This is a genomic window from Nitrosomonas sp. Is35 (assembly GCF_033063295.1).
In the GTDB taxonomy this organism is placed as follows: Bacteria; Pseudomonadota; Gammaproteobacteria; order Burkholderiales; family Nitrosomonadaceae; genus Nitrosomonas.
Genome location: NZ_JAWJZH010000001.1, coordinates 45,152 through 69,609 on the forward strand (window position 1 = coordinate 45,152; position 24,458 = coordinate 69,609).

The 24,458-nt window shown below is 47.2% G+C and carries 21 protein-coding genes; 18 read left to right on the forward strand and 3 right to left on the reverse strand.

What is annotated here, in order from left to right:
- Positions 1 to 48 precede the first annotated feature (48 nt).
- From R2083_RS00205 to R2083_RS00230, 6 genes are all read left to right on the forward strand, one after another.
- Complete coding sequence (locus tag R2083_RS00205) at positions 49 to 669, forward strand: 50S ribosomal protein L25/general stress protein Ctc (RefSeq protein ID WP_317537118.1); 621 nt, start codon at positions 49 to 51, stop codon at positions 667 to 669.
- Between the two features lie 137 nt (positions 670 to 806).
- Entirely contained in the window at positions 807 to 1,376 is a 570-nt protein-coding gene (gene pth / locus R2083_RS00210; protein ID WP_317529585.1) for an aminoacyl-tRNA hydrolase, read from the forward strand.
- 56 nt (positions 1,377 to 1,432) lie between these two features.
- Complete coding sequence (gene ychF / locus R2083_RS00215) at positions 1,433 to 2,524, forward strand: redox-regulated ATPase YchF (RefSeq protein ID WP_317537119.1); 1,092 nt, start codon at positions 1,433 to 1,435, stop codon at positions 2,522 to 2,524.
- 102 nt (positions 2,525 to 2,626) lie between these two features.
- Positions 2,627 to 3,733, forward strand: a complete 1,107-nt coding sequence (gene fic, locus R2083_RS00220) for a protein adenylyltransferase Fic (protein WP_317537120.1) — start codon at positions 2,627 to 2,629, stop codon at positions 3,731 to 3,733.
- 151 nt (positions 3,734 to 3,884) lie between these two features.
- Positions 3,885 to 5,516 (forward strand): RNA-directed DNA polymerase, encoded by a 1,632-nt coding sequence (locus R2083_RS00225; protein WP_317537121.1) that lies wholly within the window; start codon positions 3,885 to 3,887, stop codon positions 5,514 to 5,516.
- A gap of 10 nt (positions 5,517 to 5,526) precedes the next feature.
- The gene (locus R2083_RS00230) at positions 5,527 to 6,276 is read left to right on the forward strand and encodes a hypothetical protein (protein ID WP_317537122.1); all 750 of its coding nucleotides are present in this window, start codon (positions 5,527 to 5,529) and stop codon (positions 6,274 to 6,276) included.
- 240 nt (positions 6,277 to 6,516) lie between these two features.
- Here R2083_RS00230 and rapA read toward each other — a convergent pair whose 3' ends face one another.
- Positions 6,517 to 9,438, reverse strand: a complete 2,922-nt coding sequence (gene rapA / locus R2083_RS00235) for an RNA polymerase-associated protein RapA (RefSeq protein ID WP_317537123.1) — start codon at positions 9,436 to 9,438, stop codon at positions 6,517 to 6,519.
- Positions 9,439 to 9,681: 243 nt separating this feature from the next.
- On the reverse strand, positions 9,682 to 10,446 hold the full coding sequence (locus R2083_RS00240) for a DUF2490 domain-containing protein (RefSeq protein WP_317529592.1): 765 nt from the start codon (positions 10,444 to 10,446) through the stop codon (positions 9,682 to 9,684).
- Positions 10,447 to 11,097: 651 nt separating this feature from the next.
- On the opposite strand from R2083_RS00240, the gene R2083_RS00245 reads away from it, so the two are divergent.
- Positions 11,098 to 11,406: a c-type cytochrome gene (locus tag R2083_RS00245; RefSeq protein ID WP_317529593.1), complete on the forward strand. Its 309-nt coding sequence runs from the start codon at positions 11,098 to 11,100 to the stop codon at positions 11,404 to 11,406.
- A 40-nt stretch (positions 11,407 to 11,446) separates the two neighbouring features.
- Here the strand turns inward: R2083_RS00245 and hemN are convergent, their stop codons facing one another.
- Entirely contained in the window at positions 11,447 to 12,859 is a 1,413-nt protein-coding gene (gene hemN, locus R2083_RS00250) for an oxygen-independent coproporphyrinogen III oxidase (RefSeq protein WP_317537124.1), read from the reverse strand.
- Positions 12,860 to 13,082: 223 nt separating this feature from the next.
- Between hemN and fnr the strand changes: the two genes are divergently transcribed.
- The 11 genes from fnr to R2083_RS00305 all read left to right on the forward strand — a co-directional run bounded on the left by fnr (position 13,083) and on the right by R2083_RS00305 (position 24,457).
- Positions 13,083 to 13,832 (forward strand): fumarate/nitrate reduction transcriptional regulator Fnr, encoded by a 750-nt coding sequence (fnr, locus tag R2083_RS00255; RefSeq protein ID WP_317529595.1) that lies wholly within the window; start codon positions 13,083 to 13,085, stop codon positions 13,830 to 13,832.
- 270 nt (positions 13,833 to 14,102) lie between these two features.
- Positions 14,103 to 14,828: a 30S ribosomal protein S2 gene (rpsB, locus tag R2083_RS00260; protein ID WP_317537125.1), complete on the forward strand. Its 726-nt coding sequence runs from the start codon at positions 14,103 to 14,105 to the stop codon at positions 14,826 to 14,828.
- A gap of 207 nt (positions 14,829 to 15,035) precedes the next feature.
- Positions 15,036 to 15,920, forward strand: coding sequence for a translation elongation factor Ts (gene tsf, locus R2083_RS00265; protein WP_317537126.1), 885 nt, complete (start codon positions 15,036 to 15,038; stop codon positions 15,918 to 15,920).
- 31 nt (positions 15,921 to 15,951) lie between these two features.
- Positions 15,952 to 16,668, forward strand: a complete 717-nt coding sequence (pyrH, locus tag R2083_RS00270) for a UMP kinase (protein ID WP_292985704.1) — start codon at positions 15,952 to 15,954, stop codon at positions 16,666 to 16,668.
- A 50-nt stretch (positions 16,669 to 16,718) separates the two neighbouring features.
- Positions 16,719 to 17,276 (forward strand): ribosome recycling factor, encoded by a 558-nt coding sequence (gene frr, locus R2083_RS00275; protein ID WP_317537127.1) that lies wholly within the window; start codon positions 16,719 to 16,721, stop codon positions 17,274 to 17,276.
- 1 nt (position 17,277) lies between these two features.
- A complete protein-coding gene (gene uppS, locus R2083_RS00280) occupies positions 17,278 to 18,045 on the forward strand; it encodes a polyprenyl diphosphate synthase (protein ID WP_317529599.1) in 768 nt (255 codons plus the stop codon).
- 14 nt (positions 18,046 to 18,059) lie between these two features.
- Positions 18,060 to 18,884, forward strand: coding sequence for a phosphatidate cytidylyltransferase (locus R2083_RS00285; RefSeq protein ID WP_317529600.1), 825 nt, complete (start codon positions 18,060 to 18,062; stop codon positions 18,882 to 18,884).
- Complete coding sequence (gene ispC / locus R2083_RS00290) at positions 18,881 to 20,068, forward strand: 1-deoxy-D-xylulose-5-phosphate reductoisomerase (protein ID WP_317537128.1); 1,188 nt, start codon at positions 18,881 to 18,883, stop codon at positions 20,066 to 20,068. Before R2083_RS00285 ends, ispC begins: the two co-directional genes overlap by 4 nt.
- Positions 20,069 to 20,220: 152 nt before the next feature.
- A complete protein-coding gene (gene rseP / locus R2083_RS00295; protein WP_317537129.1) occupies positions 20,221 to 21,588 on the forward strand; it encodes an RIP metalloprotease RseP in 1,368 nt (455 codons plus the stop codon).
- A gap of 3 nt (positions 21,589 to 21,591) precedes the next feature.
- A complete protein-coding gene (gene bamA, locus R2083_RS00300) occupies positions 21,592 to 23,898 on the forward strand; it encodes an outer membrane protein assembly factor BamA (RefSeq protein WP_317529603.1) in 2,307 nt (768 codons plus the stop codon).
- Between the two features lie 25 nt (positions 23,899 to 23,923).
- Positions 23,924 to 24,457 (forward strand): OmpH family outer membrane protein, encoded by a 534-nt coding sequence (locus R2083_RS00305; RefSeq protein ID WP_411172367.1) that lies wholly within the window; start codon positions 23,924 to 23,926, stop codon positions 24,455 to 24,457.
- Position 24,458: the final 1 nt, after the last annotated feature.

Below are 24,458 nucleotides of genomic sequence, written 5' to 3' on the forward strand. Positions count from 1 at the left end.
TAACCGGTTTGTTTGGTCGCGAACAAATCATCTTTATGGAGTATCACAATGAAAATAGAAATCAGCGCCGATAAGCGCACGTTGCAGGGAAAGGGTGCGAGCCGCCGCCTGCGTGGTTCCGGTAAAGTTCCGGCAATCATTTATGGTGGCGATCAAGTAGCCCAATCGATTGAGATGGATCACAACGATTTGTATCACAAACTCAAGCTGGAAGCCTTTCACGCCTCTGTGTTATCGCTGGAAGTCGCAGGAAAAAAAGAGTCCGTGCTGCTGCGCGATATTCAAATGCATCCTTACAAACAGCAAGTGCTGCATGTGGATTTTCAACGCGTCGACAAGAATAAGAAAATACACATGAAAGTGCCGTTGCACTTTATCAATGCCGAAGTTGCACCGGGTGTAAAAACCTCCGGCGGTATTGTTTCTCATATCCTGACGGAAGTGGACATCAGCTGTCTGCCCGATGATCTGCCTGAATTTATTTCAGTCGACCTGGCCGAACTCACTGCCGGACACACGCTGCATTTGAGTGATCTGGTCATGCCTAAAGGCGTAGAAACCGTGGCGCTGGGCAAAGGCGATAATTTGCCGGTGGTCACGATCGTCATTCCTCGCTCGGTATTGTCCGATGAAGCCGGTGCTGAGGGCGCAGGCGCTGATAAAAAATAAGCTGAGTGACAACACACTGAGCTGTTCTGGAAATTGGACAAATCTGCCGGGGGTTGCAATATACACCGGCAGATTTTTCGTTTCTGGGGATGCTCTCAGTAACCCGATAAATTCTCACAGAAGCCTGACATCATTTCATGAAACTTGTCGTCGGATTGGGTAATCCCGGCAGAGAGTATGCCGGTACGCGCCATAATGCCGGTTTTGAGTGGGTTGACCGGTTAGCGCATACGCTGCACGCCACGCTGAGACCGGAAGCCCGGTTTCATGGGCTGTGCGCGCAGGTGCGGGAGAAAGATACCGATTTGTGGCTGCTGGAACCGCAAACCTTCATGAATCGAAGCGGGCAATCGGTCGTCGCACTGTGCCAGTTTTACAAAATCCTGCCGGATCAAATCATCGTGGTGCACGATGAACTGGATTTACTCCCGGGCATCGCCAAACTGAAAAAAGGCGGTGGTTTGGGCGGACATAACGGCCTCAAGGATATCGCCGCAAAATTGGGCACGCAGGATTTCTGGCGGCTGCGCATCGGCATCGGTCATCCGGGCGACCGCAACGCAGTGGTTGGTTATGTGTTACACCCGCCGAGAAAAGAAGAAGCGCCGCTGATCGATGAAGCCATTCAAAAAAGCCTGGAAGTCTGGCCGCTCATCGCGCAAGGCGCGTGCGAAGCGGCGATGCTGAAACTGCACACGAAAGCATAAATTCCAGCAATAATTCATCACATTGTTATTTAACCCTTTTTAATGAGAAACCGGTCATGAGTCTAAAATGTGGAATCGTGGGTCTACCCAATGTCGGCAAATCCACCTTGTTTAATGCCTTGACCAAAGCAGGCATCGCGGCGGAAAACTATCCTTTTTGCACCATCGATCCGAATGTCGGCATTGTCGAAGTGCCCGATCCGCGCCTGCAAAAACTCAGCGGCATCGTCAAGCCGCAAAAAATACAACCGGCCATCGTCGAATTCGTCGATATCGCCGGACTGGTCGCGGGCGCGTCCAAAGGCGAGGGGCTGGGCAACAAATTCCTTGCCAACATCCGCGAGACCGACGGCATCGTCAACATGGTGCGCTGCTTCAACGATGACAACGTCGTGCATGTCGCCGGTAAAGTCGATCCGGTCTCCGATATCGAAGTCATTCAAACCGAATTGTCCCTGGCCGACCTCGCCACGGTCGAAAAAGCGCTGCTGCGCGAATCCAAGGTGGCCAAATCCGGCAACAAGGATGCGATCAAGTTATGCGCCCTGCTGGAGCAAGTGCAAGCACATCTTGACCAAGGCAAACCCGCCAGAACCATGGACTTGGATAAAGAGCAAAAACTCTTATTGCAGCCGCTGTGCTTATTGACCGCCAAACCGGCCATTTACGTCGCCAATGTCGACGATCACGGCTTTGAAAATAACCCGTTGCTCACCCGCGTGCAAGAATATGCGGCCCAGGAAGGCGCGCCAGTCGTCGCCATTTGTGCTGCACTCGAAGCTGAAATCGCGGAACTGTCCGACGAAGATAAGAAAATCTTCTTAGCCGACCTGAATCTCGAAGAACCCGGCCTCAATCGCCTGGTGCGCGCAGGCTATGAACTGCTCGGACTGCAAACCTACTTCACCGCCGGTGTCAAAGAAGTCCGCGCCTGGACCATCCACAAAGGCGACACCGCTCCGCAGGCAGCCGGTGTCATCCACACCGATTTTGAAAAAGGCTTCATCCGCGCCGAAGTCATCAGCTACGACGACTTTGTCACTTACAACGGCGAACAAGGCGCCAAGGAAGCCGGAAAAATGCGCCTCGAAGGCAAGGAATACATCGTCAAGGACGGCGATGTGATGCACTTCCGCTTCAACGTTTAATCGATATGTCGCAAAAACCGGAAATTTGCGACATATTGAGTTGACCTGTCGCTGCGAACGACATAAACTGACGGCGTGTCGCAAAAATGCAAAAATTAAACCATGATTGCCTGGTGTCCGGATCAACCATACAACGACCTACCGCTGCTGCCTCCCGCAGCCGAGCTGGAAACACGCACGGTGCTGAAGCAATGCATCGCGGCCCGCGCAGCACTGGCAGAACTCAAACAAGCTGCTGAACTCATTCCCAATCAGGGCGTTTTGATCAATGCCCTGCCGCTGCTTGAAGCCCAAGCCAGCTCGGAAATCGAAAACATCGTCACAACGACGGACCGGCTATTTCAGTTTCAAAGCGCAAACGAGTATGCCGACCCAGCTACACGCGAAGCCCTGCGCTATAGCAGTGCACTGCTGGAAGGGTTTCAGGCATTAAAGCAGCACCCGCTGAACACCCGCACCGCAGAACAAGTATGCACGCGCATCAAGGGCATGGACATGCAGGTGCGGCGCGTACCAGGAACAGCACTGGCAAATAAAGCCACCGGTGAAGTGATATATACACCGCCCGCAGGGGAAGACCTGCTGCGCGCCAAATTAGCCAACTGGGAACGCTACCTGCACGAAACACGCGAAATCGATCCGCTGATCCGCATGGCGGTTGGGCATTATCAATTCGAGGCGATTCATCCGTTCACCGATGGCAATGGCCGCACCGGACGCGTACTGAATAGCCTGTTTCTGATCCAGGAAGATTTATTGACGCTGCCGATTCTTTACCTCAGCCGCTACATCATCAAGAACAAAACCGAATATTACCGCCTGCTGCTCGATATCACGCGAAACCAAGCATGGGAACCGTGGATTGTCTTTTTGCTGCAAGGCATCGAAGACACAGCGCACTGGACTACGGCCAAGATCGCCGCAATCCGTACCCTCTCGGGATTCACAATTGAACATGTGAAACAGAGAGCACCGAAAATCTACAGCCGCGAATTGGTCGATCTGATCTTCGATCTGCCATACTGCCGGATTCAGAACCTGGTTGAAAAAAACATTGCCGGACGCCAAGCCGCTTCACGCTATCTCAAACAGCTGGTAGACATCGGTGTACTTGAGGAAAGAACCATCGGGCGCGAAAAACTCTTTATTCATCCCAAGCTGATGTATTTACTGACGCGGGATGACAATGCCGTGACATCCTATCCATAATGGCAAATGCATGATATGTCCGCACTCAAAGAACTACTCGAAATAGCTTCCATTTAATCTGACTGTATTCGACCCATAGCTTACTTTGATGCCTGTGGAGTGTTAGTACAGAAATGCTCAAGGAAAATTATCGTGAGGGAAATAAATTTATATGCCTGATGTTAGTTTAGATCATTTTAAGCGCGCAGCAGCAGATATAGGCGCCCACGGTGATAATGATACGCTTCCATTCGATATGGACAATCGCTTTATTAAAGATAAACAAGATGATCTTGCTAAAATGGCATATAAATATTTCTGTGAAGTAAACAGTAAAGATCGTAAAGAAGCGGCAAAAAAAATTAATGCCCTACAAATTTTTTCTGAGCGGTTACTTGTTCCTACAGGCCCTGCAGGATTTCGCATCACAACTAAGCTTCATCCCTTCTGGAATATATATTTTAATGGCCTTGGTGTCGCTATCGCAGAGAAGCATGAGCCATCCCGTAGCGATCGCGCACATTCCTATCGTTATATTCAAGACCAAGAGGGATTATTTGATCGTAATAAATCATGGCGTGCTTACAGAGAGGCTACACTTGCCGACAAAGCATTAAAGAATGATGGTGCTGTTATTGTCCAAACTGATATTTCCAGTTTCTATGAACATATTTATCATCACCGCCTTGAAAATTGTATCAATGATTTATTCTCCAATAACTCAACGGTTGCTGTTCAAATTGATCGACTTTTGAGTAAGTTTGCCTCTGGTCGTTCTTTCGGCCTTCCTGTTGGTGGACAATGCGCAAGAATACTTGCGGAATTGCTAATGTCGTCAATTGATCAAATGTTAAGTGATAGAGAGATAATTTGGCATCGTTATGTTGATGATTTTGTACTTATTACAAAGTCACAGGAGGATGCATACCGTGCTCTATCGATCTTATCTCATGCATTAGCCGACTACGGATTATCATTGAATAAATCCAAAACGACCATTCTAAATGCTAAGCACTATAAGGACTACATCAATACTCAGTTAGGGGTAACTGATGATGAAAGTAAAGCCTTAAGGGAGATTGACTTACACTTTGACCCATATTCTGATTCTCCTGATGAAAATTATAGTGCGCTTCGGGAAACTGTAAAAAGTTTGGATATTCAAACTTTGCTGAACTTAGAACTGAGAAAGGCCCAGCCTGACACATTTTTGGTGGCTCAAATTGGGCGGACATTAAAATTTCACTCTCCCAATATTGCGATTCAACTTTGTGCAACCTTACTAAACTCAAAAAACTTACATTCATTCAGAGCTTCTTGGTCGACGATCATGCGTGGCGTTGCTGCCGTTCGCTCTGATAATGACAACGATATTATCTTTAATGAGCTGGATGAAATGCTCGATCAGATTCCCATTCATTCCTCTCATCTTTTACAGGCTGAATCAAATTGTCTTCACTACCTCAAGACTATCAGATTTAAGCGAACTGAAAAAAGAGCGCAATTTGTACTTGGAACCTACGATTCTGCAAAATCGGAATCCGTTAAACGAGCATGCATAGATTGCTGGCGTATCTGGAAAGATCGTCCACAGTTTATTACTCTTAGAAATCGATGGCATACCCTTGGCACAGAGGAGCAGCGCATAATATGGCTAGCTTTTGCAGATTTAGGAGATGAAGGTCGACGCTCACGTTCTCAAGTTAAATTATCATTACCGAAAGCTTGGGCATTAGGAATTGAGCAAGATGATAAGCTTACTTTTTGCAAACTCTATGAAGAATGGGCTGCAAATGGTATATAGCCGCTTTCCGATGAAAGACCCACGCACTGTTGCACGCGATATTCCGGGAATTTTTGATGTTATATTTCCTCAGTTGACACAGGGTACTGTTGCTTATTTCAACAAAAAAGCAGTAATTTTTCCTGGTTTAAAAGCCCTCTCTGAAGATAATGTGCAGTCCAGCATACTTCAAAAAGCCATGTTATTCGAGATTGCCTTTGCAAGAGGCGAACAAATTCTAAATGGACTTCCTGAAGCAGATTGGGATGACTGTTTACATATCGCCATTCGAAGGCAGCGTCGTCACTTTGATGCGCAATTACCCGATGAAATTTTACCAACCGACAGAAAGATTGCTGAACATGTCGCAAATAATCTTGCTGCCATGCTTCACTATATGAAATTAAACGCTCCTGAATATGAGTTAATCCATTCTCCTAGGGTACCTGGATATCAATGGATTGCATCTGGAGAAGGTGATTTTTCACTAGGGCAAACTCTTATTGAAGTAAAATGTTCAAGTAGTAATTTTGGATCTGCCGATTATAGGCAAGTCTTAATGTATTGGTTGCTTAGCTATGCTTCCGCTATTGAGCAGAATACTCTCGAATGGAAAAGTGTAACGCTCCTTAATCCACGTAAGAATTATGTTGTTGATCTATCGTTTAATGAGATTATTGAAGTAACAGCTGCAGGAAAATCAAAAATCGAGATTCTTGAACTATTTTCTTCAATGGTAGGAGATTTTGCCCTTAAAGCCTTCCCTGAATTTAAGCTTTAATAAACAGAAGCCGCTGCGCCTAAATGTCCGCTATTAGCCGGAAGCAGCCATTTCAATGATGCTAATTGTCAGTGCTATCCTGGGGCAGATCTGTTTGCTTCTAATGCATCTGGCTCAGGCTTACCAGTAGTAACATATATAATGTGGTGGAAGAAATCACAGAATCGGGTAAAAACTAAGATAGAAAATGTAGAATTACTATGTAATTTACATCCCCCCAACATCTTATCGTTGTCTGTTTCAAGTCGCCACAATCACTCTTACGGCATCAAGCCGCAGATTACTGGATTTCAGCGCGCCGGTCAGTTGCTGCAATTGCTGTTCAAAGAACTGGATTTCTTCATCGCGCACGTTCGGATTTACTTGCTGTAACGCCTTGAGGCGTTCGATTTCTGGAACGAAGGTTTGCCGGATGCGCGCTTCGGCTGCGGCGATGAGTTGCGGGGCTTGGGCGCTGGCTTGTTGTTCGCTGGCGGTTAGCAGCTCGCGGATGGCGTCTTCTTTTAATTGGATCACTTGCTTGGCGATGCCGGTTGCGACCGGTTGCAGGTGTTGATTGACCGAGTCGTGGTCCAGGAACGGATAGTCGCCGCTGCCGTGTTCGTCGAGCACAATGCGGATTACGGCGGGCGGTAAATAGCGGTTGCTTTGTTGCACGTTGTGTCCGCTGGCTTCGAGCACAAACAGCGTTTCCAGCAGCAAGGTGCCGGGCTGCACGCGTTTGTGTTTCAGCATGGCCACCACGGCGTTGCCGTTTTCGTGGCTCAGAATCCGTTCCATGGCGTGCGTGACCATCGGGTGTTCCCACGTCAGGAAGTGCATATCCTCGTTGGCCAGCGCCACTTCGCGCGCGTAGGTGATGACCGAGCCTTCGTCCTGCAAACCGGGAAACGGCATGCTCATGTGTTCGCTTGGTTCGATCAAAAAGCTGCCGCTGCGGTGGTCTTCGATATGCACGCCGCAGCAATCGAATACCGTTTCCATGTACTGCGGTAGCAGCGGATCGTTATCCTGCGTGCGTGCGGCTTGCGTGAGCTGTTCCGCTGCAATGGGCCGGAACGAGTTGTATTCGAGCAGCTTGTCGCGCCCGCGGTCGAGTGCTTCGTTCAATTCCCGGTGCGCCGTTTGCGTCACACCGATCAATCCGGCCAATGTCTCGGCTTGGGTCTGGCGTTGATGCAGCGCGGCGATGAGCTGCTCTTCCACTTTGACAAACACCGTTTGACCGGCCGGGCAGGTTTTTTCGAACGCATTCAAGCCTTCGTGATACCAATGGAACATCACCGCCAGCGCGCTGTTTTCCAGATAGGGCACGTGGATCTGGATGGTGTCGGTCTGGCCGATGCGGTCCAGGCGGCCAATGCGCTGCTCGAGCAGATCGGGGTTGAGCGGCAGATCGAACAGCACCAGATGATGCGCAAACTGGAAATTGCGGCCTTCGCTGCCGATTTCCGAGCAGATCAGCACTTGGCCGCCGGTTTCCTTGTCGGCAAAGAACGCCGCAGCACGGTCGCGTTCGATCAGGCTCATGCTTTCGTGGAATACCGGAATAAATTGCCCGGTGGTTTCTTTCAGCGCCTGCGCCAGATCGCGCGCGGTTTGCGCGTTGGCGGCAATGACCAGCACCTTTTCCGGTTTCACCCGCTTGAGCGTGGCAATCAACCAATTCACGCGCGGGTCGATTTCGCTCCAGTACGGCTGATCGTCTTCGCATCGCACTTGGTAGATCAGTTCCGGGCATAGCAGCAATTGCGGTTTGGACAGAGGCGTAGTTTCGAATGTTACCAGGAATGGCAGGTATTCTGCCGGTAGCGGCAGCGGACTGGCAACCAGCTTGCGTGCGGGAAACCCCTTAACCGCCGCGCGGGTGTTGCGGAACAGAATGCGTCCGGTGCCGTGCCGGTCGAGCAATGATTCCGCGAGTTTATTCCGGGCTTGCTGGTCTTGCAGTTCCGCCAGCAGTGCTTGGGCTTGGGCCGGGTCAAGCGTGTCCGCGATCAATTGGCGGCTGTCTCCGGTCAAGTCTTTCCCTTCGAGCAACGCTTCGACGGCACGGGCGATGGGTTCGTACGATTGCTCTTCGGTGACAAATCCGGAAAAACTGCTGAAACGGTGCGGGTCGAGCAGGCGCAGGCGGGCGTAGTGGCTGGCTTTACCCAATTGTTCCGGTGTCGCGGTCAGTAACAGCACGCCCGGGGTACGCGCCGCCAATTGCTCGATCATGGCGTATTGCGGGCTTGCAGCTTGCGGCGACCAGTGCAAATGATGCGCTTCGTCGACCACCAGTAAGTCCCAGCGACCTTCCAGCGCTTGCTGAAAGCGCTGCGGATTTTGCCGCAGAAAATGCAGGCTGCACAGCACCAGTTGCTCGCTGTGGAACGGATTTTCGGCGTTTTCGCTTTCTTTGCCGTTGCCGTCTTCCTCATCTTCATCGTCTTCATCGCTTGCTTCCAGCGACAAGCAGCGCTCTTCGTCAAAAATACTGAATTGCAGATTGAAACGCCGCAGCATTTCCACCAGCCATTGGTGGATCAAGGTTTCCGGCACCACGATGAGCACGCGCTTGGCACGCTCGGTGAGCAATTGCTGGTGCAAAATCAGACCGGCTTCGATGGTTTTGCCCAATCCGACTTCGTCGGCCAGCAGCACGCGCGGCGCAAAACGGCAGCCCACTTCGCGGGCAATATACAGTTGGTGCGGAATCAGGCTGGTGCGCGTGCCCACCAGTCCATACAGTGGGGCATTTGCCAGCCGGTTGCGGATCAGCAGCGTTTGATAACGGATGCGGAACCATTTGTCCTGGTCGAATTGGCCGGTGAACAGGCGCTCGGACGGGCGGTTCAATCGTACCTGCGGTGCCAGCCGGTCTTCGGCCAGCTCAACCCGGCTGCCGTCTGCATGGGTACCGGTATAAACAATCAATCCATCGCGTTCGATCATGCCGGTGACTTTGATGGCGGTGCCATCCTGACTGCTGACGGTATCGCCCGATTTGAAGATGACCCGCGTCAACGGCGCCGATTGTTTGGCGTATGAACGGGTTTCACCGGTTGCTTTAAACAGAATGGTGACGATCCGGTGTTCGACGGTTTGCACCGTACCTAATCCCAGTTGCAGATCGACATCGCAGATCCAACGCTGGCCTGGCTTAAAATCTTGCATGTGTTACTTTGTGAGTGGTCGAAAAGGAGCAGTATAGTAATGGAATGCGAAGAAAAAGTTACTACTTCTTGTGTCTGCTGATATTCAATGCGGAAAATCGAAACGAAGAGCGAGATTTTTTATCCGCGTATACAATCCAGTGACTGCGGAAAAAATTAACCGGTTAACTTCCTGAAGTTAGGAAAATTAACCGGTCATTTGAATACAAACTAGGTGTTAACTGCTTAGCATCACTAGTGTGTCTTAGAAGTTCAGGAACAAGCTGGCTACAAAGTTATGCATCATTTGATCCGGACGTTTGCTATGCGGTCTGTTGATGAATTGGTTCATGTAACCCATTTCAACGGTCGCATACTGATTGATTTTGTAACCCAATCCGACGAATGCCCGGTTTTGATCGTAGCCGCGGGAAATAAAGCCCGGATTGTTATCAATGGTCGTCATGGCAATAAACAACTCGCTTTGAACAATGAAGCTTAAATTCGGATTGACTTGGGGCAATGGAACGGCCAATTTGACCAATTGGCGGAACCGATGTGCTACATCATTTGCACCTGGAAGCGGTGCATTATGATCAAAGAAGCGTTGCTCGAAGCGGCTACGCAATGACAATCGGCCAAACGAGAAATTATCCGCCCAGGTTATTTGCTCCCAGATCCGGTGTTCGTTGAATGGATGTCCTGATTTTAGTGCCAATGGTTCAGCAGTCGGTGCCCAAGCATAACCGACCCACGCTACCATCTTATCGGTTAGCGCATAACCTAAGCCCGGACGGATCAGTGATTGCGAGAATTGCGTAGCATCATTACCAAACCGGCCTTGTCCTTCCATCCACCATCTGAATTTTTTCAATTCAGGGTTTTGCGGATTCACGAAACCAAAATTACCTTGTGAGAAAATACCTCCCCACACTTCAAAGTCTTCCGCCGTAGCGTCAGCAGCAGCTGGATTGCTCAGCGACAAGCCAAGTGCAGACAACAAAATAACAGTACTTATCTTTTTAAACATGCAATCTCCCTATTAATGCAATGTGATTTTACTAAAATATTTGTTAACGTTATGTTACCAATGAAAAAACTCTACTGCATGCAACTGTTTCTTATTATATTGATGATAGCGGGTTGCTAACCTCATTTTTTAGCGTAACACTTGATTTTTTGTAGTAAAAGAATTTTGCCATTCTTTTACTACAGTGCTGCGCACAGTAGCATAGTAAATGTTAAGAAATTGTTAAGAATTACACTTAACGTAAATGATGCTATTGCCATTAATTGTTATTAAAATTGAAGAGCCTAAATTAATAATAATTCAGAACTGCTGCGCACAATAACATGGGAAATGTTAAGAAATTGTTAAGAATTACACTTAACGTGAACAATGCTATTGAAACTGAGACCTCAATCGGTTTGGCAGCTTCGGCAAATATGCGTTATCCCATTGATTGTGTTTGATTTGTAAGTAATGCTGAATGCGCTTATTTACACCGGATGACCTTAGGATGCCGGGAAACTGTCTTAAAACATTTGTTTGGCAAGCTGTTATGATACTGGGTATGGTTGGTCTTCTAAAGCGCGGAGCTGATAAATTTTATAAGCAACCAAGTAGGGGTCGGGATTACTCCCGGTATTTTTATTGAAGTAAATAAACTGGAGTCAGGGAATGAAAAAATTAAATTTTGCATTAACGATATCGGCGCTATTCATTTTAGCCGGCTGTGGCGCAAGCAAAGACTATACTCCGCCAAAAGATGCATCCGGAGAAACGATTTTTAGCTCTGCTTGTACAGAATGCCATAAGCCTTTAAGCGCTAATGTGGCAATGGTATTAAGCGAGAAAGTGGCCAATAAGGATGCAATTATCAAGAAATTTCAATCGGGCAGTATGAGAATGCCGGCATTTAAGAATATTCAGGGTGAATCTGCCGACCGTTTGGCTGAATATATTTTAACGAATAGCCAAGTCAAATAATTCCAAATTACCTGAGAATCCAGCGATTCTCAGGTAAATTTCAAATGGGTATCGAGCGGTTTTTACGTTGTTGCACAGCGCGCAGATACTTATCAAAAACCGCGCAAATACTGCTTATCATTAATTGCCCCTTGGGCGTCACTGTAATTTCCTGATCATTTAGCGTGACCAAGCCCGCTTGTTCGTAAACAATAAGCTCTGCTAATTCTGTAGCAAAATAGTTTTTGAATTCAATGGGGAAATACGCTTCCACCGATTCAAATGAAAGCACGGAATGACAAATAAGCGCTTGCATGACAGAGCGCCGGATTAAATCGTCGGGAGTTAATTCGATGCCGCGTCTGATCGGCAGAATATTGTGTTCCAGTTTGCTGTAATACTGCAGCAGGTCGCAATCATTTTGGCTTAAAGCCGGACCGATACTGCCGATTCCCGAAACTCCCAATGCGACCCGGTAGCTGTCAGGATAGATCGAATAACCTTGCAAACCGTAGTAAAGCCGGCCTTGGCGTTGTGCAATGATCAGTTGATCATCGTGCTTTGCAAACAGGTTCATACCGATGTGCAGGTACCCTGCTGCCGTTAAACGGGTAATAGCGAGCAAAAGCATTTCCAGTGCAGTTTCTATGTCTGGTAAATCTTCCGGATTTATATTTTGTTGCGGTTTAAATTTTTCTGGCAGGTGCTGGTAATTTAATAAGTTGATTTGATCCGGGTCGGCCGTTATGATTTTTCCCAGCGTGTATTCAAATTTTTTTACAGTTTGTTTGGGCAATCCATAAATCAATTCCGTTCTTATCGTTTTAAAACCGGCTTGTTGAGCGTCACGGATTGCAAGCAACGTGGCATTCTCTGTCTGAACGCGATGGACGGACTGTTGCACATGATCATCGAAATCCTGAACGCCGATAATCGCGCAATTAAAACCTATTTCTTTCAAAGCCTGCATGGATAGATCAGGCATTTGCCGTGAATCGATTTCAATTGAGAATTCACCGTCTTTTATCAGGTTAAAATTTTGTTGAATTTCTTTTAAGATACTGCTTAACTGAACATCATTTAGCAGCGTCGGTGTGCCCCCTCCGAAATATAGCTGTTCCAGCTTCGGGTCTTCTCTGAAAAACTGCGCTTGTAGTCTTATTTCACGTGATAAGTAATCGAGATAGGTTGATATGCTGTCATTTTTGTCGGCGATGATCTGATTAAATTGACAGTAAAAACATAAAGAACGGCAAAAAGGGATATGCACATATAATGAGATTGGCCGGCGGAAGTGCCCCGATTTGCAATTGTTCAACCAAGTGGAATAGGTGCGCGCATCAAACGTTTCGACAAAATATTCCGTGTCCGGGTACAAACGATAATCAGCATTGTAAACACCGAACCGGCGAATGAGATTGGAGCTGATTTGAAGCAAATCAGTAGATGAATCGGAAAATCGTAGTGGATGCACTGGGAATCTCATTTTATAAAGAACTTTACCCAAAGAAATCTGCATTGATATGCCATCATTGACTGGTTTTCATGGCCAACATGTCGTGTTGAACGCGACCGATTTAAAAAAGAATATCCACTCTTCCCCTCAATATCGTAGAATTATGCTGCGGGTTTGAAGTGTTAATTTTGATTCAGATCAATTAAAGCGTTGAAATGTAATTCCCTATTTGGAAAACACTTTGCTTAACGATACATCGCTACATCATCTCGATATCTCGCACATCCGATCCAGCTGCGCTACTTGCAGTTTGCGCGAGCTTTGTTTGCCTGTCGGTCTTAATGATCAGGAAATTCAGGTTCTGGGGGATGTCGTCAGTTATAAACGGAAAATTCAGCGAGGCGGCTACTTGCATCGTACCGGCTCGCAGTTTCAATCCTTGTTTGCCATTCGCAGCGGATTTTTAAAGACTTGCGTGCTTGAGGAGGATGGACGTCAGCAAGTGACCGGTTTTCACATGACAGGAGAGCTGCTGGGTTTGGATGCCATCAGTACGGACACTCATACGTGCGATGCAATAGCGCTTGAGGATAGCGAAGTGTGTGAAATTCCTTTCGCCAAGCTGGAAGAGATTAGCCGCACTATCCCTTCTCTCATGCGTCATTTCCATAAAATCATGAGCCGTGAGATTGTCCGGGATCATGGCGTAATGCTGCTACTTGGCAGTATGAAGGCTGAAGAACGTTTGGCATCTTTTCTGCTCAATTTGTCGCGCCGCTTTTTAATGCGCGGTTATTCCGAGTCCGAATTCAATCTCCGCATGACGCGCGAGGAAATTGGCAGCTATCTTGGTCTCAAATTAGAGACTGTCAGCCGTGCGTTTTCGAAACTGCAAGACGAAAATATCATCACTGTAGATAATAAACACATTCAAATAAACGATATTGCCCGCTTAAGATTGAAAATGGGGAACTCGTCCTGTATCACTTAAAAGTGAATGGCCGCTAAAAAGCCTTAAATCTTTAACGATTATTATCTTAGTGCCGCGCTAGAAAAGCGCTTGTCGCACATCCGAATTAATTTCCTGCGTTATCTGTTCTTCTGTCAACTTGAGTAAGCCAAGGAAAATGCTATATAATGCCGCCATAATTTAACGGTCCATGCGGTAGCGCATGAAACACAAGTTGAATTAAATACACACATTCGCTCTTAATTTTGAATCATTAAAGCGAATGGAGGCTCAATCCATAAGGAGAAATTTATGTCAGTAACTATGCGTCAAATGCTGGAAGCAGGTGTTCATTTTGGTCATCAAACCCGCTTCTGGAATCCCAAAATGGCCCCTTATATCTTCGGCCATCGCAATAAAATTCACATCATCAATCTTGAAAAAACTCTGGTGATGTATGAAGAAGCCATGAAATATGTGCGTCAATTATCAGCAAACAAGGGTGTTATCTTATTTGTCGGCACTAAACGCCAGGCGCGCGATATTGTGCGCGAGGAAGCTCAGCGTTGCGGATCGCCTTATGTAGATCAACGCTGGTTAGGCGGAATGCTGACTAATTTCAAGACCATCAAGCAATCTATTAAGCGTTTACAAGAAATGGAAGTAATGACACAAGATGGAACGCTGGATAAGCTTGTGAAAAAAGAAGCGCTTGATCTTCAGCGCGAATTGGATAAGCTCAATAGCAGTCTGGGTGGCATTAAGGATATGAAAGGATTGCCGGATGCGCTATTTGTCATCGATGTGGGCTATCAAAAAGGCGCTATTACGGAAGCCAGAAAGCTTGGTATTCCGGTTATTGGTGTCGTTGATACTAATCATAATCCCGATAATTTACAGTACATTATCCCTGGAAATGACGATTCGAGCCGGGCAATACGCCTATATGCGCGCGGTGTAGCTGATGCGATTCTGGAAGGACGTAATCAATCGATTCAAGAAATCATTGAAATGAGTGCAGAGGCTGAGCAAAGTTAAGAAATCTGCATTTATTATTTGATAGCTGCCGCATGCGCGGCGGCTATCGGTATTAAATACCATTGAACTGTTTCAAGGTAAGGCTTATCAACCTGTGGCGGATTTGTGAAGATTGTTTAATTTGCCATTGAATGTTAAGTAAATTTTAATCTTATCTTGATTAAAATCTATATTCATTCATAAATTAATTTTGTAACTGGAGTAAATATGGCGGAAATTACCGCGAGCATGGTCAAAGAATTGCGTGAAATGACCGGTCTTGGCATGATGGAATGCAAAAAAGCGCTGGCAGAGACTGACGGTGATATGAAAGCGGCAGAAGATCTGTTAAGAATTAAAAGCGGTGCCAAAGCAAGTAAGGCGGCAGGACGAATCGCTGCTGAAGGTGTCATTGGCGCGTATGTTTCGACTGACAGCAAATGCGGCGCACTGGTTGAAGTTAACTGTGAAACGGATTTTGTGGCCAGAAATGAAGATATTATCAATTTTGCCAAAAGCTTGGCCGGGTTGATAGCCACAAAAAATATCACGGATGTTGCAGTATTAAGCGAAGCGGCGCTGCCGGGCGGTGAAACTGTTGAAACGGTTCGTAAAGCGTTGATCATGAAACTGGGTGAAAATATCAGCATCCGCCGCTGCGGACGTCATGAAACACAAGGTCAGCTGGCTTATTACCTTCATGGTACTAAAATTGGTGTAATGATCGATTATACCGGTGGTGATGAAGTGCTAGGCAAGGATCTGGCTATGCATATCGCCGCAAGTAAACCCATGTGCGTTTCCAAAGAGCAAGTATCCGCTGATGTTTTGGCGCATGAGCGGCAGATCTTCACTGCACAAGCGGCTGATAGCGGTAAACCGGCGAATATCATTGAAAAAATGGTCGATGGCCGCATTGCAAAGTATCTGGCTGAAATCACTTTGTTAGGTCAGCCTTTTGTCAAGGATCCGGAACAAACCGTAGAAAAATTGCTGGCCAAAAAATCTGCCAAAGTAAACGCGTTTACGATGTTTGTGGTTGGAGAAGGGATAGAAAAGAAATCCGAGAATTTTGCGGAAGAAGTGAAAGCCCAGATGGAACAGGCAAAGTAACACGAGTTATCATCTTTCCAATTAACGATCAATGACCGCTGTTGCTTATAAACGTATTTTACTGAAGCTATCCGGCGAAGCCCTGATGGGTGAAGATAAGTATGGGATCAATCATGCAGTGATGGGCAGAATTGTTGCTGAGATCCAAGAGATCAGTAAATTAGGTGTTGAAATTGCCATTGTGGTTGGCGGCGGAAACATTTTTCGTGGCATGAAGTCCGCCAATGACGGGCTTGAGCGCGTTACCGCGGATTATATGGGTATGTTAGCCACTGTGATGAATGCCCTTGCACTGCAAGACGCCATGAAGCTGGTCGGCTTGGTGCCGCGAATACAGTCCGCTTTACGCATCGAACAAGTCGTGGAACCTTATATTCGCGGACGTGCCATTCGTTATCTGAAAGATGGCAGGGTGGTAATTTTTGCGGCAGGAACCGGCAATCCTTTTTTTACCACTGATACTGCAGCCGCTTTGCGAGGCATGGAAATGAATGCGGATATCATGCTTAAGGCAACCAAGGTGGATGGTATTTATACCAGTGATCCGAAAATTAATCCGGATGCGACGCGCTTTCATCAATTATCTTTTGATGAAGCGATCGCGAAGAATTTACAGGTAATGGATGCAACAGCGCTGACGTTATGCCGGGATCAGAAATTACCGCTCAATGTATTCAGTATTTTCAAGACTGGCGCTCTTAAACGTATAATAACAGGAGAAGATGAAGGAACGTTGGTGACGGTCTGATGCTACGATAGTCGGGTCTTCTGAAATAGATTCAAGAGGGATAGGATATTATGATTGCCGATGTAAAAAAATCCGCTGAACAAAAGATGCAAAAAAGCCTGGAAGCATTGAAAGTGGATTTGAGTAAAGTTAGAAGCGGGCGAGCACACACTGGCATACTGGATCATGTCACAGTCGATTACTATGGCACGCAAACGCCGATCAACCAAGTTGCCAATATCAACTTGATTGATGCGCGCACGATCGGTGTTATCCCTTGGGAAAAGAAAATGGCTAATGCCATTGAAAAAGCTATCCGTGAATCCGATCTGGGTTTAAATCCGATGCCGGTAGGCGAAACTATCCGCGTACCGATGCCGGCGCTTACCGAAGAGCGCCGCCGCGATCTGTTCAAAGTGGTAAAACATGAAGCGGAAGCCGTGCGTGTTGCCATGCGCAATATCCGCCGGGACGCGAATGCGCACCTGAAAGACTTATTAAAGTCTAAAGAAATATCGGAAGACGAAGAGCGCCGCGGGCAAGACGAGATTCAAAAGTTAACCGATCGATATATCTTAGAAATTGATAAGGTTTTACAGGTTAAGGAAGCCGAACTGATGGCGGTTTGATATGCCTCAAGGTCCGAGTTCAACCCGAGAAATACCCGAAACAGGTTCAATACCCAAACACATTGCTATTATTATGGATGGTAACGGCCGTTGGGCACAAAGCCGTTATATGCCTCGGATTGCCGGACATAAGCAGGGTGTCGAAACAGTTCGCGGTGTTATTAAAGCCTGTATGGAACGCGGTGTTGCTTTCCTCACATTATTTGCCTTCAGCAGCGAAAACTGGCGGCGGCCTACCGATGAAGTTATGTCTCTGATGCAACTGTTTCTTGGCGCATTGGAGCAAGAAATCACCAAATTGCATGAAAATGGCATCCGTTTTAAAGTCATCGGCGACATATCAAGATTCGATCCTAAAATCGTAGAATTCATTCACCTTGGCGAGCAGCTCACCGCCAACAATACGCGTCTCACATTTACGATTGCGGCCAATTATGGCGGCCGCTGGGATATCATGCAAGCCATGCGCAAAATGATGGCGCAGTCAAAAGATCTGCCGCTGAATTTTGAAGAAGAAAGCTTGGCACAATATCTGTCCATGAGTTATGCACCTGAACCGGATTTGTTTATCCGCACCGGCGGTGAGTACCGCATCAGTAATTTTTTACTATGGCAGCTGGCCTATACTGAATTATATTTCACCGATACACTATGGCCGGATTTTGACGAGCATGAGCTTGAACTGGCCATTCAATCTTATCAGCAGCGCGAGCGCCGCTTTGGCCGCACGAGTGAGCAGCTGCAAATGACACTATCCGCCGAAGGATAAAAAGATTACCTTTCATGCTTAAAACCCGCATCCTCACTGCAGTCGTTATTCTTCCCTTGTTTTTATCGGCGCTGTTTTTATTACAAGATATCTTTTGGGTCATCGTAATACTTTCATTGACGATAATCGGATCGCGCGAATGGAGCCGGTTAGCGGGATTTTCAGTACGGAATACCATCATTTTTATGCTCCTGACCACATTCATCGGGGGAGAGTTGTTGTTTCAAATGAGTGAATCGTTAAAAGCGAATATTTACTCTCCGGATTTAATCTGGGTTTATATTTTGTCCGCAGCTTTTTGGATCATCAGTGTACCGCCCTATCTGAAACAGCTTTACGCAATAAAAAATCCGCTTATTTTGATGCTGACCGGCTGGATACTCTTGCTGCCCACTTGTCTTGCGCTCTATCAATTGCGTGCTATCAGTCCGGAGCTGTTACTGGGTTTTATGGCAACTATCTGGATTTCCGATAGTGCAGCTTATTTCACTGGAAGATCATTCGGTAAACACAAACTTGCTCCCCGGATTAGCCCGAATAAAACTTGGGAAGGTGTAGCTGGTGCTCTAGTTGCGGTATTACTTTATGGTCTGATCTGGGATTTCTGGTTTCTTGAAGAATCTTTAGCGGCGAAATTGATACCATTGCTACTGTTTATGGCGATATTAGGTATTATCGGGGATTTATACGAATCGCTGATGAAACGTCAGGCCGGTGTTAAGGATAGTGGAAATATTTTGCCAGGTCACGGTGGAATTTTGGATCGAATCGATGCTTTGACTTCTTCACTGCCATTTGCCATTTTGGCCTTACTTATTTTTTATTCACCCGCGTCATGAAAACTACCCGTCAAATCACCATACTCGGCTCCACCGGCAGCATCGGAGAGAGCACACTCGATGTTATCGCGCGGCATCCGGATCGCTTTCAAGCGTTCGCATTAACGGCCAATCACAGTGTCGAAAAAATGCTCGCACAATGCCAGCGCTTTCAGCCGCGATACGCGGTCATGCTGGATACAGCCAGCGCCGGGCAGCTGGCCGATGCAATCAAAGCAGCCGGTATCCGGACGGAAGTTCTGGCTGGTATCGAATCGCTGGAAAAAGTCGCTTCACATCCTGAAGTGGATGCCGTGATGGCTGCTATTGTGGGCGCTGCCGGCATCCGCCCAACGTTTGCGGCAGCCCGAACCGGGAAACTGGTATTGCTGGCTAATAAAGAAACGCTGGTCATGGCCGGGCGTATATTCATGGACCTGGTAAAACAGCACAACGCCACGCTATTGCCGATCGACAGCGAACATAACGCCATCTATCAATCATTGCCGCATCATTTCAATGGCAACTTGGCGGCAGCGGGTATCAGCCGCATTTTACTGACCGCTTCGGGCGGACCATTCCGGCGAGCACCGCTGGAATCGCTCGTGAGCGTGACACCGGAGCAAGCCTGTGCACATCCGAATTGGGATATGGGGCAAAAAATCTCGGTGGATTCCGCCACCATGATGAATAAAGGATTGGAAGTGATCGAGGCGCATTGGTTGTTTGAGGCGCCACCGGAGAAAATTCAAGTGGTGATTCATCCGCAAAGTGTCATTCATTCCATGGTTGCTTATGTCGATGGCTCGGTCATTGCGCAATTGGGGAATCCGGATATGCGCACACCCATTGCCCATGCGATGGGCTTTCCCGAGCGGATAGAAAGTGGAGTATCGGCTTTGGACATGTTCAAGGTTGCTCACCTGGATTTTGAAGAACCTGATTTTAAGAAATTTCCGTGTTTGGAATTAGCTTACCAAGCACTCGCCGCAGGCGGAAATATGCCCGCAGTGCTCAATGCGGCCAATGAGATCGCAGTGGAATCGTTTCTTAAAAGACGTATGCCATTTACCGCCATCCCGGTCATGATTGCGCATGCTATGAAAACCGTGCGGCAAGAAGAAATGTCGACATTGGATGATGTATTGAAAACAGATACACTGGCCCGTGATGCAGCGCGGAATTGGCTTGCAAACCTGCAATAATCCGCGTAAGAAAATTGTTACAGCGACTAGATTCTATTTTCCTAAATTAATGATAGTATCGCGTATTATTCAATCAGCATCGGCAGTGAAATGATAAGTATCGTGCGGTCCAACTCCCCTTTCTACCTGCATCCCTTACGTAATAAACCCATATGTCAATAACCTATACTATCATTTCATTCATACTGGCCCTGGGTATATTGATTACATTTCATGAGTTTGGCCATTATCTGGTGGCGCGCTGGAATGGTGTGAAAGTGCTGCGGTTTTGCATAGGATTCGGCCAACCTATTTTCCGCAAGCGCTGGGGAAAAGACCGGACAGAATGGGTGATTGCCGCTATTCCATTGGGTGGCTATGTCAAGATGCTGGATGAAAATGAAGGCAGCGTTGCGGCGGAGGATTTGCCGCGCGCATTCAACCGTCAGCCGGTCGCCCGGCGTTTCGCTATCGTAGCTGCCGGCCCTATAGCTAATTTTTTGTTGGCGATTGTTTTATATTGGCTGCTTTTCATTCTCGGTGTTAACGGCATGAAGCCCGTGGTGGGTCCGGTTGAACCCGCTACGGCTGCTGCTCAGGCGCAATTCGTAGAAGGCGAGACCATTGTCAGCATCGAAAACGAGCCGGTCGCCAGCTGGCAGGATGCGCGTTGGGCTTTATTACGCTACGCCATCGATCAATCCGCGAATGTAACGATACAAACCGTTAATAAAAATGGCGAAATCAATTTGCGCAAATTGGATCTGAGCCGTGTCGATCCGGATAAGCTCAATGAAAATTTTCCAGGTATGATTGGGCTTACCAGTTATCAACCCATTATCAAACCTGTCATTGGACAAGTCATAGCCGGTGGTGTTGGCGACAAAGCCGGACTGCAAGCTGGCGATGAAATCATCGCTGTGTATGATTCGGAAATCCATACTTGGATGGACTTTGTCAAAGAAATACGCTCAAGCCCCGGACGGACACTGGAGCTGGAAATTTTGCGCAATGGCGAAATGATCGCGCTGACCGTTACGCCGGAAACAGCGGCTGAAAATGGCAAGCAAATCGGCAAAATCGGTGTAGCGCCCGTTATCAATCAGGCTGAGTTTGACGAATTGCTCGTCACCGTCAGTTATTCTCCCGGCAAAGCATTCCAAAAAGCCATCGAGAAAACTTGGGAAACGACCATACTGACATTGCAAATGCTGTCCAAAATGATCACGGGTGACGTTTCACTGAAGAATGTCAGCGGGCCGATCTCCATCGCCGATTATGCCGGTCAATCCGCACAGATGGGGCTGGTGTCGTATCTCGCTTTTCTAGCATTGATCAGTGTCAGCATCGGTGTTTTAAATCTATTGCCGATACCGATTCTGGATGGTGGGCACCTTATGTATTATCTGATTGAAATCATCAGAGGCAATCCGCTTCCTGACAAAGCCATCATTATTGGGCAGAAAATTGGCATGGCCATGCTGTTTACCCTGATGACATTTGCCATCTATAACGATATTAACCGGCTTATTACTGGCTAGATAATGAAATTCCAGCATTTTGCCGTTGCAGTTGTCAGCTTTTTTTATGCGTTCTCCTGTTGGGCCAGCGATTCTTTCATCGTCAAGGATATCCGTGTTGAAGGCATACAACGTACCGAAGCCGGCACGGTATTCAGCTATCTGCCGATTAAAGTCGGCGATGCCATGAATGAGGACAAAGCTACCGAGGCGATCAAGGCGCTGTATGCAACCGGTTTTTTCAAAGATGTAAAATTAAAGTCTGAAAACAATATCTTGATCGTGGAAGTTGTGGAGCGGCCGGCGATTGCGCAAATCAGTATCAATGGTGCGAAGGAATTCGAGAAAGACAAACTGCTCGAAGGATTAAAACAGGCGGGCATATCGGAATCGCGGATTTTCAGCCGCTCATTGCTGGAAAGAGCGGAGCTGGAATTGAAGCGTCAGTACATCAGCCGTGGCAAATACGCCGTCAAAATTACCACAACCACAACCCCTCTTGAACGTAACCGTGTGGCGATTAATTTTGACATCAAGGAAGGCCGCACAGCCCGGATTAAAAAAATAAGTTTTGTCGGTAATGAAAAATTTCCCGACAAAGAGTTGCGTGGCATATTGGTTCTCAGAAAACCTGATTTACTGAGCTGGTTCACCAAGAATGACCAATATTCAAAGCAGAAACTAGCCGCCGACTTGGAAACGCTGCGTTCTTATTATTTGGATCGCGGTTATCTTGAATTCAATATTGAATCTACGCAAGTATCGATTACGCCGGACTTACGCGACATCTATATTACCGTCAACGTGACAGAAGGCGCGCAATATACTGTCTCCGATATCAAAGTGGCTGGCGATACCATCGTGCCGGAAGAAGAATTGCGTAAACTGATTTTACTCAAAAGCGGCGCGGTATTTGCCCGGCAAAAGCTGACCGAGTCGATCAAATCCATGACTGACCGACTTGGTGACGATGGTTATGCCTTTGCCAATATCAATGCATCGCCGGAAATCGATCATGAAAAACGCCAAGCTGGATTTACATTCTTTGTTGACCCGGGCCGTCGGGTTTATATCCGGAAAATCAACATCACAGGTAACGACCGCACACGCGACGAAGTGATCCGGCGCGAGTTCCGGCAAATGGAGGGCGCTTGGTATTCCACGAAAAATATCAATCTCTCCAAAGTGCGTGTAGATCGCTTATTTTTCTTCAATAGCGTCAATGTCGAAACGCCCGCCGTGCCCAATAAAACAGACCAGGTGGACATTAATGTCAAGGTCGAAGAGAGGCCAACCGGGTCCATCATGTTCGGTGCGGGTTATTCGCAACAACAAGGTATTATTCTGAATGGCTCGGTTTCTCAGAATAATATTTTTGGCACCGGTAATTTTTTCAGTCTGGATGTCAATACCGGTCTTATCAATAAAACCTATGCCGCTTCATTTACCAATCCCTATTTTACCGTGGACGGAGTCAGCCTTGGCTTCGATGTTTATAAGCGGGATTTGAATACCCGCCCTTTAACGCAAGTGGGTGCATTTAAAACGGAAACTATCGGGGCCGGCGTCCGCCTGGGTATACCGATTGCCGAAGGCGATATCGTTTCTTTCGGATTGGCTGCGGAAAATACCCATATTGGAACTTTTGACGATAGCCCAAGGCGTTATCTGGACTTTGTCAAAGAATTCGGCACATCGACCAATAATTTCCCATTGACCGTCAGTTGGGCGCGAGACCGCCGTGACAGCGCCATCTGGCCTACTTCCGGCACGACGCATCGATTGTTCGGTGAAGTCAGCGTACCCGGTGGAGATTTGAATTACTACAAAGTCAGTTACAATCAAAAATGGTATTTTCCCATTACCGATTTCTTCACTTTGATGTTAAATGGCGAAGCCGGTTACGGTGACGGATATACCGGAAATTCATTGCCATTCTTCAAAAACTTTTTTGCGGGTGGTAATAACTCCGTCAGGGGATATAATTTGAACTCTTTGGGTCCTCGCGATCAGTTTACAAATACTTCAAACAGCAATTCAATCTTGTTTGCCGTTGGCGCCAGCAAGCGTGTTGTAGGTAATATCGAACTGATGTTCCCGGTTCCCTTTATGAAAGACGATCGATCATTGCGCCTGAGCACATTCCTGGACGGTGGTACCACATTCAATAAATTCGGCGATCTGAATAATTTTATGCGTTACTCGGCCGGATTGGCGCTTACCTGGGTTTCGCCGATGGGGCCGTTGAAGGTTAGTATCGCGCAGCCTTTGAATGACCAGCCTGGCGATAATTTGCAAAGATTCCAGTTCATGTTCGGGCAACAATTCTGATTTAGTTGAGACTCCGGTAGCGTATATGTTGAAACAACAAATCAACCAACAGCGGCGCAATCTGGTTATGGTGGTAACTGTCGCTGCCATTGCCTGCGGGTTCACGGTTGCTTTTGCTGGCGATATCAAGATCGGCGTAGTGAATACCGAAAAGATTCTGCGCGAATCGCAACCGGCGCTCCTGGCGCAGAAAAAAATCGAGCAGGAATTCGTGCCGCGTGACGAAGAAATCAAGAAAATGGCACTAGAAGCCAAAAACCTGCAAGATAAGCTGGAAAAAAACAGCATCAAGATGGAGGAAACCGAGCGGCGTAATCTGGAAAGAAACCTCGCTAATCTGAGCCGGGAATATCAACGCGCGCAGCGCCAAATGCGCGAAGATCTGAGCGTACGCCAGAACGAAGAATACAGCGTCATCCTGGAGCGCACCAATCGTGCGATCAGCAAAATCGCCGAAGCGGAAAACTATGATCTGATATTACAATTGCAAGACTCGGTTTATAGAAGCCAGCGCATCGATATCACGGATAAAGTGATTAAAACGCTCGACAAGGAATAAC

Excerpts from the sequence above, each read along its gene's own strand:
- R2083_RS00205 (WP_317537118.1), top strand. The coding sequence starts at position 49 with ATGAAAATAGAAATCAGCGCCGATAAGCGCACGTTGCAGGGAAAGGGT.
- pth (WP_317529585.1), top strand. The coding sequence starts at position 807 with ATGAAACTTGTCGTCGGATTGGGTAATCCCGGCAGAGAGTATGCCGGT.
- ychF (WP_317537119.1), top strand. The coding sequence starts at position 1,433 with ATGAGTCTAAAATGTGGAATCGTGGGTCTACCCAATGTCGGCAAATCC.
- fic (WP_317537120.1), top strand. The coding sequence starts at position 2,627 with ATGATTGCCTGGTGTCCGGATCAACCATACAACGACCTACCGCTGCTG.
- R2083_RS00225 (WP_317537121.1), top strand. The coding sequence starts at position 3,885 with ATGCCTGATGTTAGTTTAGATCATTTTAAGCGCGCAGCAGCAGATATA.
- R2083_RS00230 (WP_317537122.1), top strand. The coding sequence starts at position 5,527 with ATGAAAGACCCACGCACTGTTGCACGCGATATTCCGGGAATTTTTGAT.
- rapA (WP_317537123.1), bottom strand. The coding sequence starts at position 9,438 with ATGCAAGATTTTAAGCCAGGCCAGCGTTGGATCTGCGATGTCGATCTG.
- R2083_RS00240 (WP_317529592.1), bottom strand. The coding sequence starts at position 10,446 with ATGTTTAAAAAGATAAGTACTGTTATTTTGTTGTCTGCACTTGGCTTG.
- R2083_RS00245 (WP_317529593.1), top strand. The coding sequence starts at position 11,098 with ATGAAAAAATTAAATTTTGCATTAACGATATCGGCGCTATTCATTTTA.
- rpsB (WP_317537125.1), top strand. The coding sequence starts at position 14,103 with ATGTCAGTAACTATGCGTCAAATGCTGGAAGCAGGTGTTCATTTTGGT.
- tsf (WP_317537126.1), top strand. The coding sequence starts at position 15,036 with ATGGCGGAAATTACCGCGAGCATGGTCAAAGAATTGCGTGAAATGACC.
- pyrH (WP_292985704.1), top strand. The coding sequence starts at position 15,952 with ATGACCGCTGTTGCTTATAAACGTATTTTACTGAAGCTATCCGGCGAA.
- frr (WP_317537127.1), top strand. The coding sequence starts at position 16,719 with ATGATTGCCGATGTAAAAAAATCCGCTGAACAAAAGATGCAAAAAAGC.
- uppS (WP_317529599.1), top strand. The coding sequence starts at position 17,278 with ATGCCTCAAGGTCCGAGTTCAACCCGAGAAATACCCGAAACAGGTTCA.
- R2083_RS00285 (WP_317529600.1), top strand. The coding sequence starts at position 18,060 with ATGCTTAAAACCCGCATCCTCACTGCAGTCGTTATTCTTCCCTTGTTT.
- ispC (WP_317537128.1), top strand. The coding sequence starts at position 18,881 with ATGAAAACTACCCGTCAAATCACCATACTCGGCTCCACCGGCAGCATC.
- rseP (WP_317537129.1), top strand. The coding sequence starts at position 20,221 with ATGTCAATAACCTATACTATCATTTCATTCATACTGGCCCTGGGTATA.
- bamA (WP_317529603.1), top strand. The coding sequence starts at position 21,592 with ATGAAATTCCAGCATTTTGCCGTTGCAGTTGTCAGCTTTTTTTATGCG.
- R2083_RS00305 (WP_411172367.1), top strand. The coding sequence starts at position 23,924 with ATGTTGAAACAACAAATCAACCAACAGCGGCGCAATCTGGTTATGGTG.